Genomic DNA, 13612 nt, shown 5'->3' with positions numbered 1-13612 from the left:
TGACTGGGGATGAGGGAGTGACTTGTGACTGGTGACTGGTAGCTAGTGGCTAGGGATTAGGGATTAGGAGTGACTAGTAACCGGGGGCTCTCTTGTATCGTCATTTCGAGCGCCAGCGAGAAATCTTTTTCATTCGCGGTCAGGCGGTCGATGACAGGAAACACAAACGGGAAACCCGCTCCCCAAGAGCGCTTCGGGCATCGCCATTATTTATACTGCGGCAAAGCCGCCACTACAACCCTGAACCTTGAACCCTGAACTTGCTCAACCTGATCCCCCCTTTCTCGACTTCCGGTCTATTTCCTTCTTGATTTCTTTCTGCGAATTACATATAATAAATTCTATGTTGTTTTATCATAGATAGAGGAGAACCACAGAGTGATAGAAGAAATCGTCAAAAGAAGAAGCATCCGTCATTTCCTGCAGAAGCCGATCCCGCAGGAAGATCTGGATGAGATCCTGACTGCCGGACTTTGGGCGCCATCCGAAAAGAATGCCCAGCCGTGGAAATTCATCGTCATCCGCGGACAGGAACGCAAAGCCATGGTCAAACGCCTGAAGGAAGGCATCATGAGAAACCGCAAGGGCGACGAGACGGCCATTTTCAGCAAGGGCTATGAGAAATTCATCCCGTCTGCCATCTACACCGCGCGCGTGCTCGAACAGGCGCCGGTCATCGTCTTTGTCATCAATACCAAGGGCAATGACTACCGCAAGTCCTACCCCAGCGACCAGTACATGATGGAGCTCGCTGACATCCAGTCCATCAGCGCAGCGATCCAGAACATGTGCCTCGAAGCGACGGCGCATGACATCGGCAGTCTCTGGACCTGCAATGTCTTCTTCGCTTACGATGAGCTGAAGGAGTGGCTCGGCGAAGAAGGGGAGATGGTCGCTGCCATCGCTTTCGGCTACACCGACAAGGAAGTCAAGCCGATGCCCAGAAAGCCGCTCGAGGAAGTCGTCGAATACCGCGGCGATTACCCCGAAGAATGGAAGACTATGCTGAAGTAAAAAAAGGGGCTGTGAAGAAATGAATCCTCATTTCTTCACAGCCTCTTTTTACTTTGCTTTCATTTGGTTCAGGGTTTAAGGTTCAAGGGTGAGGTGGCGGCTTCGCCGCCTTTTTTAGAAGATGGTATTCCCGTATCGCAGCCTTCCCCTCGAGGGGAAGGTGCCCCGCAGGGGCGGATAGGGCACTGGCGGTATAAAAGAGAGTGGGAAGGAGCGTCTCAAGTACGTCGTTTATGAGAGCACCCGAACGCCGCTCCGCGTTGATTTTTATAAAGGGCGATGTCCGAAAGTGGTGGGGATAGCGATACGGAGGAAACGCATTTCCAACATACGGGGGGAGCCAACCCCGTCTCGCTACGCCAGGCAGCCCCTTCCAGAGGAAGGGGCGAGAATGTGGGGCGTTTCGAGTGTATCGATCCCTCCTTCCTTTGGAAGGAGGTGCCCGCAGGGCGGAGGTTGGGGGCGCAGAGCGGCATGAAAGAGGATGATGCAGATGGAAAAACGTTTTTGCACAAATCACTGTTAACGAGAGTACCCTATCCACCGCTCCGCGGTCCCCCTTCCCCAATGGGGAAGGCTAAGAGGTGCGACGCTCCGCATCAATTTTCATAAAGGACGATACCCGAAAGCAGCATGCAAGTCACTGATGCACACTGACCACGCCGACGGCAGCGATGATGAGTGCCATCCCGAGAAGCTCAAAGGATCCGAAGTCCTGCCCGAAGACGGCAAAGGCGAGAAGGATGGATGAGAGCGGTTCCAGGGCTGCGATGATGCTGGCGTCTGCCGGTGAAATATACTTCGTGCTTCCGAGATAGAGGACGAAGGAACAGATCGTACCCACGATGACCACGAAAAGGAAGGCCAGACCGACAGAAAGATCCACCGCACCGGTGAAGGGGAAGAGCCCCATGAAGGGCAGGAAGGAAAGCCCTGCGATGACCATGCCCCAGCCCACGACGATGGGCGCGCCGTACCTCTTGATCATGCCGACCGGCTCTACCGTATAGAGCGCGCATGCCGCGGCGGCCAGAAGTCCCCAGAAGAGAGCCTTTTCAGACAGCGCGAGACTGCCAAAATTTCCATGTGTCGCGATGAGCACGGTCCCCACGAAGGCAAAGACCGTGCAGAAAATTTCCACCAGGTGCGGCAGCCGCCGCTCCGAAAGGCAGTACCAGAAGATGATGAGGATCGGCATCAGATACTCCAGGACCGTGGCCGTCGGCGCATTGCTGTACTTGATGGCCGCAAAATATCCGTACTGCGTCCAGATCATTCCCAGCATGCCAAAGACCAGGATCCGTATCCGGTCTTTTTTATTTTGCCAGATCGACCAGATGCCCGTTTGTCCCGTCAATGAAAAAATAAAAAGGAGCAGCACACCGGCCGACAGCAGCCGGCAGAAGGTCAGCCACTCCGGGGAGATGTCGCGGTTCACGAGCAGGTACTGCCCCGCGATCCCGCTCGCCCCCCAGCAAAGTGCGCCGAGCGCGCACTGCAGGATGCCTTTGATCCGAGTATTCAATGGTTCCCTCCGATGGGAAAACAGTGCAAAGGAAAACGATCTCGCTGTCGCACGAAATGACGATACGAGAGAGTCCCTAATCCCTAGCCACTAGCTACCAGTCACCAGTCACTAGTCACCAACTATTTCAGATCCCTGTAATTCACGACCTTCACGGCTTTATCCGCGATCATCCGTCTCACCTTCGGCGAGACGATCGCCTGCATCTCCGCTTCGAAGTCATGCTCCCAGTCGCAGGCGGGAATGAGCTTTTCATTATCCGTGCCGGGATGCATCATGACCTCCGTCGTGCCGGGGCGCAGATCCTTCAGGATATGCAGGAAATGCCCTTCATGCACCGCTTCGCCTGCCACGATGCCCTCGAAATGATCCGGCACGCGGAAATGACGGCGCTTCGCCTTCCAGAGGGAGAGCTCCGATAGCGTGAAGAGCCCGAGGCGGCCGATGAGCTGCCCCATACCGGCAAAGGCCGTGAAGAGCGGCGTCCGGGAGATACGCACGGCGTCAAGATGCAGCGACGCGGCGACATCGAGCGAGATATCGATCACCCCCGGCAGCATGTGCATGTGCTGGTGACTGTCGACATGCGTCAAGGGAAGGCCGGTCCTTTCCATTTTCGCCGCCTGCGCCATGAGCTCACGCCGTACATCCTCCATGGCGATCTGCCCCTTGAGAAAATGCTTCACAAATTCGACGTGGTTATCAAAAAAGACACCCTCTTTGGTCACGAGCGAGGGAATATCCTTCGCTTCGCATACAGGAAATCCATTCACGAGCGTCAGATGGATGCCGACGCCCAGCTCAGGGTGACATCTGGCCACCTCGACGGCATCATCAAAGGCCTTGCCGCCCGGCATGAGCGTCGCAGAGCGCAGACAACCGTCCTCCACGCAGCGCTTGACGGCCTGATCGATAAGAACATGCCGGCCAAAGTCGTCGGCATTGACAAGAAGTTGATAGTTTGGCATAAAAGTCCTTTATAAATATGAGTTCAGGGTTCAGGGTTGTGGTGGCGGCTTCGCCGCAGTATAAATAGTAACGATGCCTCAAGGTCTCTTGCTGGCAGGCTTCCCGTTTGGGGGCTCCTGCCATCGACCGCCTGACTGCGGATGACAAAGATTTCTCGACTTCGCTCGAAATGACGATACGAGAGAGTCACCAGTCACCAGTCACCAGTCACCAGTCACCAACATATTATCCGATTATACCATTCTCACGCAAGAAAAGCCCTCGAAGCGCTCACTCCGAGGGTTTCATGTATTTCAGATTCAGAGCATATCCTTGCGCCACAGAATGAAGGTGACGACAAGGGTCAAAAGGATACCGATCAGGATGACGCCGACAAAGCCGAAGGGCGACTCCTCGAAGGGGACAGGGACATTGATGCCCCAGAGGCTGTAGATCAAGGTCGGGATCGCCAGGATAATGGTGACAGACGTCAGGAATTTCATGATCTGCGAAAGACGGTTCGAGATGATGGAGGAGAAAGAGTCCATCATGCTCATCAGAATGTTGGTATAGATCTCCGCCATTTCGAGCGCCTGCTTATTTTCGATGATGACATCTTCCAGCAGGTCCTCATCCTCTTCATACATTTTGAGGAGCGAGTGCAGCGGACTGTTTCGAAGCCGCATCAGACGCTCCATCACGTTTTCATTCGCATGCAGGGCGAAGTTGAAGTACGTCAGAGATTTCTGCAGCTCGAGCATACGGAAGAGCTCCTTGTTCTGCAAGGACTTTCTGACCTGCGTCTCGATGACATCGGTCTGCTTGTAGATCTGCTGCAGGAAATACAGGAAGGAAGAGGAGGCTTGCGAAAGGATCTGGAAAAGGAAGCGCGTCTTCTTGTACGTCTGGAAAGAAGTGAATGAGTTATTCAGGAATTTCTGAATGACTGTATTCGGCTCCAGACAGACCGTGATGAAGTACTGGCGCGTGATGAAGATGCCAAGCGGCAGTGCATCATACGCATCCGTCTCAAGGACGACCGGGGTATTCACGACGACGAAGATATAGTCGTCTTCAAGCTCGACATGAGAACGTTCTTCTCTATCGAGGGCGGTCTGGAGGGAATCAACGGGAATGCCCGTCAGTTCATTGATCCTGACCAGTTCCTCCAATGTCGGTGCCGCGGCATTGATCCAGGACCCTTTTTCCAGCTGTTCCAGCGGAACGGCGGACAGAACATGATTTTCATTGTGTTTGTATGCCTGTATCATGGCGACCCCCCTCTCTCCGGAAGCATCCGGTGACCGATCCTTGCTGCCCACGGTCTGCTGTGGGCTATCCTTACTAAATATAGTCAGAAAATCTTCCCCTGTCAATGAGAATCAATGGCAATCGGCAAATTTTACGTGGAATTGACGGGGGATAAAGGAAGGAGGGATAGATACACTTGAAACGCCCCACATTCTCGCCCCTTCCTCTGGAAGGGGGCTGCCCGGCGTAGCGAGACGGGGTTGGCTCCCCCCGTATGTTGGAAATGCGTTTCCCCCGTATCGCTATCCCCACCACTTTCGGACATCGCCCTTTATAAAAATCGACGTGAAGCGTCGCTCCGCCTAAGCCTTCCCCATCGGGGAAGGGGGACCGCGTCAGCGGTGGATAGGGTGCTTTCGTAAATCGTCGACTTGAGACGCTCCTTTTTTACTCCGCTCTGCGCCCCTAACCTCCGCCCTGCGGGCACCTCCTTCCAAAGGAAGGAGGGATCGATACACTCGAAACGCCCCACATTCTCGCCCCTTCCTCTGGAAGGGGCTGTCGAGCGTAGCGAGACGGGGTTGGCTCCCCCCGTATGTTGGAAATGCGTTTCCCCCGTATCGCTATCCCCACCACTTTCGGACATCGCCCTTTATAAAAATCGACGCGAAGCTATGCATAAAAATTCTTGCAAACGCTGATCCTGCGATTGAATCAGCGTTTCCTTAATACAACACTGGTATCCAGTACGCTTCATTTCCTGCGATGCGTTCATCGCTGAAACGGGCATAGAGCGCAGAGGGCGTATCGCCCAGCATGAAGCAGGAGAGGGTCACATAGCCTTCCATGATGCCGACATCCGTCTTCGTGATGATCTTCTGCTGCGGGACGCAGCGCTGGACGAGATTCGAATCACTGTCCCGTGCCACCACATAGTCATCGCTGTCGATTTTCTTCCGGTAGATCCGCTCCCCGCGGCCATTGATGATCTCGATCCCGCGCCCTTCACGGCCCCAGATGGGCTTTCTGATCCAAAGAGAATCCTCGGGCATATCTCCGAGCTTGAAATCACGCTGGAAATAGCTCTCCGGAAGGTAGGTGCGGATGATCTCCTTCTCCTTCTCCGTGAAGAAGGCGGGGCTCTTTTCCATCAGCGCATAGATGAGCGCCTGAAAACCCTTCGACTGCATGATGAGCGACTCCGGTGGATTCATCATATGGAATTTTCCCGCCTTGTACCCATCCATCAAAAGCTCTCCCAGAGAGGACGCATCCTGATCCGCCGTCTCTTCGATGAGGATCTCCATCGGATGCATGCGATAGAGGAAGGAGACGGTCCTCCCGTCAGGAAGCGCGAGGCTTCCGTCCTCCATCACCGCCAGATGATAGAAGGACACGAAGACGATGGTGTCTCGGAGCGAGGGATCGATCGCATCCTGCATCGCCTGCATGAGGAAGCGTGTCGTCCCGAGGTCCTCCACGTAGTCATCGAAGCACGAAAACAGCACCGGATGCGCGAGCAGCTCCTCGCGGCTCTTTCCGCCTGAGCAGCGAAGGAAAATATCCTTCATCCAGCTCCGCAAACGATCCCACTCGCCTTCATTCGGATCCTCTTTGAAGAAATACCGCGCCGCGACACCATTCGCATAGTAGGCTTCGATCTCCGCACATGGCGTGTCCGCATTGATCTCCACCATCTGGATCCGACCCGACTGATCCATCACGTAGTCAAAGCGCGAGAGCCAGCTCGGAAGATCCTTCATCGCATTGCCTTCGTGAAGGTACCTTCGCATCTTCTTCGGGATCTCCATCTCATCGAAAAATTCATCGCTCTGCGACTGAAAACGCCGGACAGCCTTTGCGAAGATCGCATAGAGCGCCGCGCTCACCCGCCGGAGGAGATCCGCCTGTTTCTTCTCGATCACGAGCGGCAAATGCGTCGGATAGCGGAAGGGATAGCCCGGATACTCGACATAGGGAAATATCGTCCGATCAATGTCATCCATGTACGTTTTTTCCATCAGGAGGCACCTCCGCTTCTCACGCCCGCACCGCCAAAGCCGGTCTTGCCGCCGGCCGGCGCACTGACAGAGGTCTTGCCCGAAGACGGCTGCCCCTGCTTCACCGCCGTCCCTGCCGCCGTCCCGGCGGCCGTTCCCGGCTGCTGGGTCTGCGTGTACGCCGGACGCTTGTCATTTAATACATTGCCCGTATTCCTGTCATAATGCCCCTGATAGCCGCCGATGCCATGAAAGAGGAAGTAGCTCATCAGCATCATCGGAAGGAGTGATGACATCCCGGAAACGTAGTTCAAATTATCATTCTCGTCACGGCGGAATGTGACCTCGTCCCCATTATCATACTTCGCTGTCTCTGTGCCATCCTCATTCTTGATAAGATGGTACGTGCGGCCATTCTCATCCGTCAGCGCCTCCCCCTTCGGCGCCTCCTGTCCGCAGCCCGCCAGCATGAGCGGTGCACTGACTGCCGTAAAAGCCGCAAGGATCGCAGCCGTCTTCGAACTGATATGGATCATGATGGATCCTCCTTCTTTGGGTACAATCATTTATTTATATTATAGCATAAAAACAGCACGCCTCAGCCAGCTTCGCCGATCTGCCAAGCACTGCCTCAGCCCCTTTGATCCCACGCAAAAAAGAGCCGTGATCTCTCACGACTCTTTCTCTTATACCGGCCGCTTATTCATCGGCAAGTTCACTGGTGACGACGCGGCGCAGGCCCTGAAGGGCGTGGGACTGCAGTCCCGCTGCCGCATGACCGGCATCCAAGAGCTGCTGATCCGTGGCATCCAGCTTCAGCTGGTTGAAATTGATATTTTTCACGGCCGCCTTGCCGTCAGCTTTGGTTCCGTTTTCGACACGGACCTGAAGTACGAGATCGGTCATTTTTGCTTTTGCAGTCATAGAGATGGTTTCCTTTCTTCCTTTTTCAAATAGTTACATGCCATACAGTAGGGAAGGCTGATGGGTTCGGGCGTTACCGCGAGAAGTTTGAAAGCAGGGATGAGTAGCCAGGGATTAGTGGCTAGGGATCAGGGGTGCCGAGTGACTAGTGACTAGTGACTTGAATACTACCTTCGGGCATCGCCCCATATATACTCGCGGCGCTTTCATATTTTTATGCGCCGCACCACCACTCCTAACTCCTAACTCCTAACTCCTAACTAGAGAGTGCGCGAGGCTTTCATCCCCAATCAAAGGGCAGCACGCCCCGAGGGGCTAACCCTGAACTCGCTCCCCCGTTTCCTTTATTTCACTTCTTCGGTGGTGGTGGTGACAACAGTGGCTTTTTCAAATCCGGTCACGGTCTCCCCGGAGGACGGGGAGAGGACGACCTGCAGCTTTTCCGCCGCTGTTCTGCATTCCTCCAGCGTAAGGCCCTCCTTGGGATCTGTGAGAGAGACCGTCATGGCTTTGCCGGAGGTGTTGAAAACGAGATTCAGTTTTTTCATAGCATTTCTTCCTTTCTGTAAGAATGAACATTTCGAAGGTCGCCGGCCGGCTCACTTGCCCTTCTGTCTATATAGTGTGTTTCGGGGATGGAAATATTGTCGTTTCTTCAAAAATAAAAAAGGGGGCTGCGAAGAAATGAATCCTCATTTCTTCACAGCCCCTTTTTATTTTGCTTTCATTTGGTTCAGGGCTCTCGTGGCGGCTTCGCCGCCTTTTTTTAGAAGATGGTATTCTCGTATCGCAGCCTTCCCCTCTAGGGGAAGGTGCCCGAAAGGGGCGGATAGGGTGACTATGGCATGAAAGACAGCTGGGATACGGTTTCTCGGTCACTCCTATGAGAGCTGCAAGTCCCCGCGGCAGATTGAAAGCGAAAATGAGATGATCGTTATTTCACAGCCCCTAAAAGGGAGCCAGGGATGTCCCGAGCATCTTTTCTGCCTGCTGCATCGGGCGATGCACATCCCTCCCGCTACCGGTTCTTCTCCTCTCAGAGCATCTGATTGTACTGCTTCTGATAATACTCTGATCTCTTCTTATCCGCCCAGAAATCGCGGTCACTGCGGATCGCAAGCATTTCATCCACCATATCCTCTGCGCGCTCCGGGGCAACGTGGGTGAGGTAGGCGATCATGCGCGTGATGGTCTTCTCCGTACCCAGCTCGGCTGCCATCAATGCGCCAAGTTCGGCAGGATAGCCGCGGCGGACGGTGAGTGTGATGAGTTCGTCCTTCAATCGTTCCAGCTGTGTCATGAGGGCTCCTTTCGTAGCGATCTTTTGCCTTTATTATATCAGAAAAAGGAAGAAAGGAGAAAAGGGGCAGCTCTCTCGTTTCGTCAGCCCTGCCCCTTGAACCCTCTCCCCTCATTTGTGGTATCATAAGTACAAAAGAAAGGAGTGATCGCGATGGAAGACGTGACAGACCTTTTGAACCGCATCAAAAACCAGATCGGCGGAGAGGAGAGCCTCTCGGACGAGGAGCTGAACCGCCAGCTGAATGCGATCTACAGCATCTATGCCGCCGCGATGGGGCCCGAACAGCTGATCGTACAGGCGAGCCGATTCAATGCCGTGAAATATATTCATGACGAAAATCCCAAGAGCCGTCTCATCGGCATGGAACGCCTCATTCTGGAAAGCCGCGACTACCATCGCCAGCCGGCAGATGAAGAGATCCCCGCCATCCTGGACAAGCTGGAGGACAAGGTCGCAGATATCCTCTCCCGTCAGGCCGTCGAGCGCTCGCTCGAGAAAAAGATCGAAGACCGCCTTGAAGAGCGGCACAAGGAGTACATCGAAGAGGTCCGCCGCGAAATCATCGAAGAGGAGACAGGCAGCGCAGAGACCGCCGAGAGCAAGCGCAAGCTGGAAAAGCTACGCGCGATGGAAAAAGTCAGCCTCACTGCGACGATCCTTCAGGTCGTCCGCCCGCAGTCGCTTTCTGAGATCATCGGACAGGATCAGGCCGTGGAAGCACTCGCCTCCCGCATCTCCTCGCCCTATCCGCAGCACCTTCTGCTGTACGGCCCGCCCGGCGTCGGCAAGACCACCGCAGCGCGCCTTGTACTCGAAGAGGCAAAGAAAAAGCCGTACACCGTCTTTCGAAAAGACGCTCCCTTTATCGAGTGTGACGGCACGACACTGCGCTGGGACAGCCGCGACATGACGAACCCCTTGATCGGCTCCGTGCATGACCCGCTGTATCAGGGCGCGCGGCAGGAGCTCGCCGACGAAGGCATCCCCGAGCCGAAGCCCGGCCTCGTCACGGACGCCCATGGTGGCATCCTCTTCATTGATGAGATCGGTGAACTGGACCCCATCCTCCTAAACAAGCTGCTGAAGGTACTTGAAGACAAGCGCGTCCGCTTCGACTCCGCCTACTACGACGAAGAAGACCCGCAGATCCCCGCCTACATCAAGCAGCTCTTCGAAAAAGGCGCGCCCGCCGATTTCATCCTGATCGGTGCCACGACAAGAGCGCCCGAGGAGATCAACCCCGCCATCCGCTCACGTTGCGGCGAGATCTTCTTCGCGCCCTTAGAGCCCGCGCACATCATCGCCATCGTCAAGCGCGCCGCCGAAAGGCTCGGCGCTCACCTCGAAGCCGGCGTCCCCGAGCTCATCAGCCGCTACACTATGGAAGGCCGCAAGGCCGTGAACCTTCTCGCCGATGCCTACGGCCTTGCCATTTACGAATCCGGCAAAGCAGAGCGCATCACCATCACCAAAGCCATCATGGAGCGCACCGCGCAAGCGAGCCGCCTCAGCCCCTGCCTTCAGCAAGAGGCATCGGACACGCCGAAGATCGGACACATCTATGGCCTAGGCGTCATCGGCTCTTGGGGCAGCACAATAGAGATCGAAGCCGCCGCCTTTCCCGCCGCTGCGCCCGGCAAGGGAAGCCTGCGCTTCAATGACACCGCCGGCTCCATGGCGAAGGACTCCGTCAGCGCCTCGGCCGCCGTCGTCCGCCAGCTGACCGACAAGCGTCTTTCCGACTACGACCTCCACATCAATGTCATCGGCGGAGGAAATATCGACGGCCCATCCGCCGGCTGCGCCATCACCTGCGCTATCCTCTCAGCCATTGAAAAGAAGCCTCTCCGTCAGGACATCGCCATCACCGGCGAGATCGCGCTCTCCGGCGAGGTGAAGCCTGTCGGCGGCATCCACGAGAAAGCCTTCGGCGCCCGCCAAGCCGGCATGAAGGCCATGATCCTCCCTGAGAAAAACAAGAGCGACATCGACGAGGGGACCGCGGGGATCGCAATTCATCCCGTATCAAATATACAGGAAGTGTGGAGTTTAGTGACTGGGGACTAGGGACTGGGGGACTGGAAACTCAAATACCTCCTGCGAGACTATCCCTTTCCCTCGCATCGTCATCCCGAGCGGAGCCGAGGGATCCTTATTGCACTGCGGTATGCACCACACATCCCCCTGTACGGAAACGACACCTTGGCGGTGCCTGTTTCTGTTTTTTCATACCTCGCCCATCGGTCTGCAAAGAAGATTTCTCGACTTCGCTCGAAATGACGCTACGCCAAGGACGACACACCCACGAGCTTTCCCCGAACCAACAACTTTCAACCAACAATCATTACCAAAGGAGCAGCTATCATGATCGAAAAACCGGAAAAGAAAATCATCGAACACGCCAACGGCGGCAAAGGCCACCTCATTCTCGAACCCATCGCAGGGCCGGACATTTTGAAAGACAAGTGCCGCCTCTATGTGAAAGCCACCCTTGAGAAGGGCTGCTCCATGGGCATCCACCAGCACAAGGGCGACGGTGAGATCTACTACATCCTCTCAGGCAAAGGCCTCTACACCGACAACGACACCACCTATGAAATGAAACCGGGCGATGCCGCCTTCTGCAAAAACGGCAACCGCCACGGCATCGAGAACATCGGTGACGAAGACCTCGTCTTCATGGGACTCGTCATTTACGATAAGTGATGTAAGCAACTAGTGACTGGGGATTAGTGGCTAGTGACTAGTGACTTGAATACCACTTTCGGGCATCACCTTTTATAAAAATCGACGCGAAGCGTCGCACCTCTTAGCCTTCCCCTTTGGGGAAGGGGAACCGCGTCAGCGGTGGATAGGGTGCTTTCGTAAATCGTCGACTTGAGACACTCCTTTTTCATTCCGCTCTGCATCGCCCAACCTCCGCCCTACGGGCACCTCCTTCCAAAGGAAGGAGGGATAGATACACTCAAAACGCCCCACATTCTCGCCCCTTCCTCTGGAAGGGGCTGTCGAGCGTAGCGAGACGGGGTTGGCTCCCCCGTATGTTGAAAATGCGTTTCCCCGTATCGCTATCCCCACTACTTTCGGGCATCGCCCCATATATATTCGCGGCGAAGCCGCTACCTTCATTCCTCATTCCTCATTCGAGCAATGCTTTCATCCACAATCAAAGGACGCCCCATGGGTTAATCTGCTAATCTTGAACCCATTTTCATTTCTCTTTTTTAGAGATGAAATAAACATAAATATCGTGTTATAATAGAAAAACAATCTCATCTGATTCGTGATAAGGAGGAACCCTATGGCATTAAAAGAATTTGAATTCGGCTTTGGCAAGACCACCCAGAAAGTTTCCCTGCCGGAAGAACACATCCTCGACGTCCTCGAAGGCGCCCCGACTCCGGCCTGCGACGTTAAAGCCGCTACCCTGGAATGTATGCGTCACCCGATCGGCAGCAAGCCGCTCACCGAAATCGTTTCCAAAGGCGACAAGGTCTGCATCGTCTGCGCTGACGTCACCCGCATCTGGAACCATTCCGATCAGTACGTCATCCACATCGTAAATGAACTGAACCGCGGCGGCATCCCGGATGATGACATCTGCATCCTCTTCGCGCAGGGCACCCACCGTGAACAGACTCCGGAAGAAGACATCGCTGTCGTCGGTGAAGAGCTGACCCATCGCGTGAAGCTCTACCAGCACCGCTGCAAGCAGATGGACGAGCTCGTCCATGTCGGCGATACCAAGAGAGGCACTCCGGTCTGGCTGAATAAGCACGCCGTCGAAGCAGATAAGATCATCGTCGTCGACGGCATCACCCCGCACCTCTTCGCAGGCTACGGCGGCGGCCGCAAGCTGATCCTCCCGGGCGTTGCCGGAGATGAGACCATCCAGATCAACCACTGCCACGCTCTCGGTGAAAAATTTGGTTCCGGCATCAATCCGAAGACCCGCTCCACCCTTCTCGATGACAACCCGGTATCTGACGACATGCAGGAAGCCTCCGACATGGTAAAACCAGCCTTCCTCGTTCACTCCGTCATCAATTCCGAAGGCCAGATCTGCCGCATGGTCGGCGGTGACCCCTACGAAGCATGGCTCGAAGGCACCAAGCTCGTCTACAAGACCCAGAAAGTCCCCTACACCGATAAAGCCGACATCGTCTTTGCCTGCGCCGGCGGCTATCCGAAAGACGTTTCCCTCTATCAGGGCAGCAAGTGCTACGATCCATCCGATGTCGTCACCAAGAAAGGCGGCGTCATCATCGCCATCATGGAAGCCTCCGACATCTATGAACCGGCCGCTTATCTCGACAGCTTCAAGTATGCCACCGAAGCCGATATGGAAAAGGCTCTCCGTGAACACTTCACCATCCCGTTCTTCGTCGCATTCAACCTCTTCTGCATGACCCACCAGTACACCATCATCCTGGTCACCAAGCCGGAGAACTTTGAAGCCATCCGGAAGACCAACCAGATCCCGGTCGCTACCGTCGAGGAAGCATGGGAAATCGCCAAGAAGAAAATGGAAGACGAAGGCAAGAAAGACTACACCATCACCGTCATGGCACACTGCGCTTCCATCGTTCCTTATAAAGACTAATAAAGATTCCTGTAAAAAGGCTATCGCTCATCAGGCGATAGCCT

12 protein-coding genes are annotated in these 13612 nt (G+C 55.0%); 4 read left to right on the top strand and 8 right to left on the bottom strand.

Annotation, left to right across the window (positions count from 1 at the left end):
* Positions 1–378: 378 nt before the first annotated feature.
* Positions 379–1014, top strand: coding sequence for a nitroreductase family protein (locus ACGG9R_RS00295; protein WP_390150092.1), 636 nt, complete (start codon positions 379–381; stop codon positions 1012–1014).
* A 640-nt stretch (positions 1015–1654) separates the two neighbouring features.
* Here the strand turns inward: ACGG9R_RS00295 and ACGG9R_RS00290 are convergent.
* From ACGG9R_RS00290 to ACGG9R_RS00255, 8 genes are all read right to left on the bottom strand, one after another.
* A complete protein-coding gene (locus tag ACGG9R_RS00290; protein ID WP_390150090.1) occupies positions 1655–2539 on the bottom strand; it encodes a DMT family transporter in 885 nt (294 codons plus the stop codon).
* Between the two features lie 122 nt (positions 2540–2661).
* Positions 2662–3507, bottom strand: a complete 846-nt coding sequence (locus ACGG9R_RS00285) for a ChbG/HpnK family deacetylase (RefSeq protein ID WP_390150088.1) — start codon at positions 3505–3507, stop codon at positions 2662–2664.
* A 300-nt stretch (positions 3508–3807) separates the two neighbouring features.
* On the bottom strand, positions 3808–4758 hold the full coding sequence (locus tag ACGG9R_RS00280) for a magnesium transporter CorA family protein (protein ID WP_022105024.1): 951 nt from the start codon (positions 4756–4758) through the stop codon (positions 3808–3810).
* A gap of 705 nt (positions 4759–5463) precedes the next feature.
* Positions 5464–6759: a glutathionylspermidine synthase family protein gene (locus ACGG9R_RS00275; RefSeq protein WP_390150085.1), complete on the bottom strand. Its 1296-nt coding sequence runs from the start codon at positions 6757–6759 to the stop codon at positions 5464–5466.
* Positions 6759–7274 (bottom strand): hypothetical protein, encoded by a 516-nt coding sequence (locus tag ACGG9R_RS00270; protein WP_322350198.1) that lies wholly within the window; start codon positions 7272–7274, stop codon positions 6759–6761. Before ACGG9R_RS00270 ends, ACGG9R_RS00275 begins: the two co-directional genes overlap by 1 nt.
* A 163-nt stretch (positions 7275–7437) precedes the next feature.
* Positions 7438–7662 carry a DUF1659 domain-containing protein gene (locus tag ACGG9R_RS00265; protein WP_022105281.1) on the bottom strand — a complete coding sequence of 75 codons (225 nt, stop codon included), beginning with the start codon at positions 7660–7662 and terminating at the stop codon, positions 7438–7440.
* A 344-nt stretch (positions 7663–8006) separates the two neighbouring features.
* The gene (locus ACGG9R_RS00260; protein WP_022105282.1) at positions 8007–8210 is read right to left on the bottom strand and encodes a DUF2922 domain-containing protein; all 204 of its coding nucleotides are present in this window, start codon (positions 8208–8210) and stop codon (positions 8007–8009) included.
* A 488-nt stretch (positions 8211–8698) separates the two neighbouring features.
* The gene (locus ACGG9R_RS00255) at positions 8699–8962 is read right to left on the bottom strand and encodes a hypothetical protein (protein ID WP_390150081.1); all 264 of its coding nucleotides are present in this window, start codon (positions 8960–8962) and stop codon (positions 8699–8701) included.
* A 153-nt stretch (positions 8963–9115) separates the two neighbouring features.
* On the opposite strand from ACGG9R_RS00255, the gene lonC reads away from it, so the two are divergent.
* The 3 genes from lonC to larA all read left to right on the top strand — a co-directional run bounded on the left by lonC (position 9116) and on the right by larA (position 13568).
* Positions 9116–11032 carry a Lon family ATP-dependent protease gene (gene lonC / locus ACGG9R_RS00250; RefSeq protein WP_390150079.1) on the top strand — a complete coding sequence of 639 codons (1917 nt, stop codon included), beginning with the start codon at positions 9116–9118 and terminating at the stop codon, positions 11030–11032.
* 297 nt (positions 11033–11329) lie between these two features.
* On the top strand, positions 11330–11671 hold the full coding sequence (locus ACGG9R_RS00245) for a cupin domain-containing protein (RefSeq protein ID WP_022105114.1): 342 nt from the start codon (positions 11330–11332) through the stop codon (positions 11669–11671).
* A gap of 595 nt (positions 11672–12266) precedes the next feature.
* Positions 12267–13568, top strand: a complete 1302-nt coding sequence (gene larA / locus ACGG9R_RS00240; RefSeq protein ID WP_390150075.1) for a nickel-dependent lactate racemase — start codon at positions 12267–12269, stop codon at positions 13566–13568.
* Positions 13569–13612 lie beyond the last annotated feature (44 nt).

The organism is Dialister sp. i34-0019-2H8, from assembly GCF_042846925.1.
Lineage (GTDB): Bacteria > Bacillota > Negativicutes > Veillonellales > Dialisteraceae > Dialister.
The sequence above is the reverse complement of the archived record's forward strand: the minus strand, read 5'-3'. Positions and strand labels throughout refer to the sequence as shown.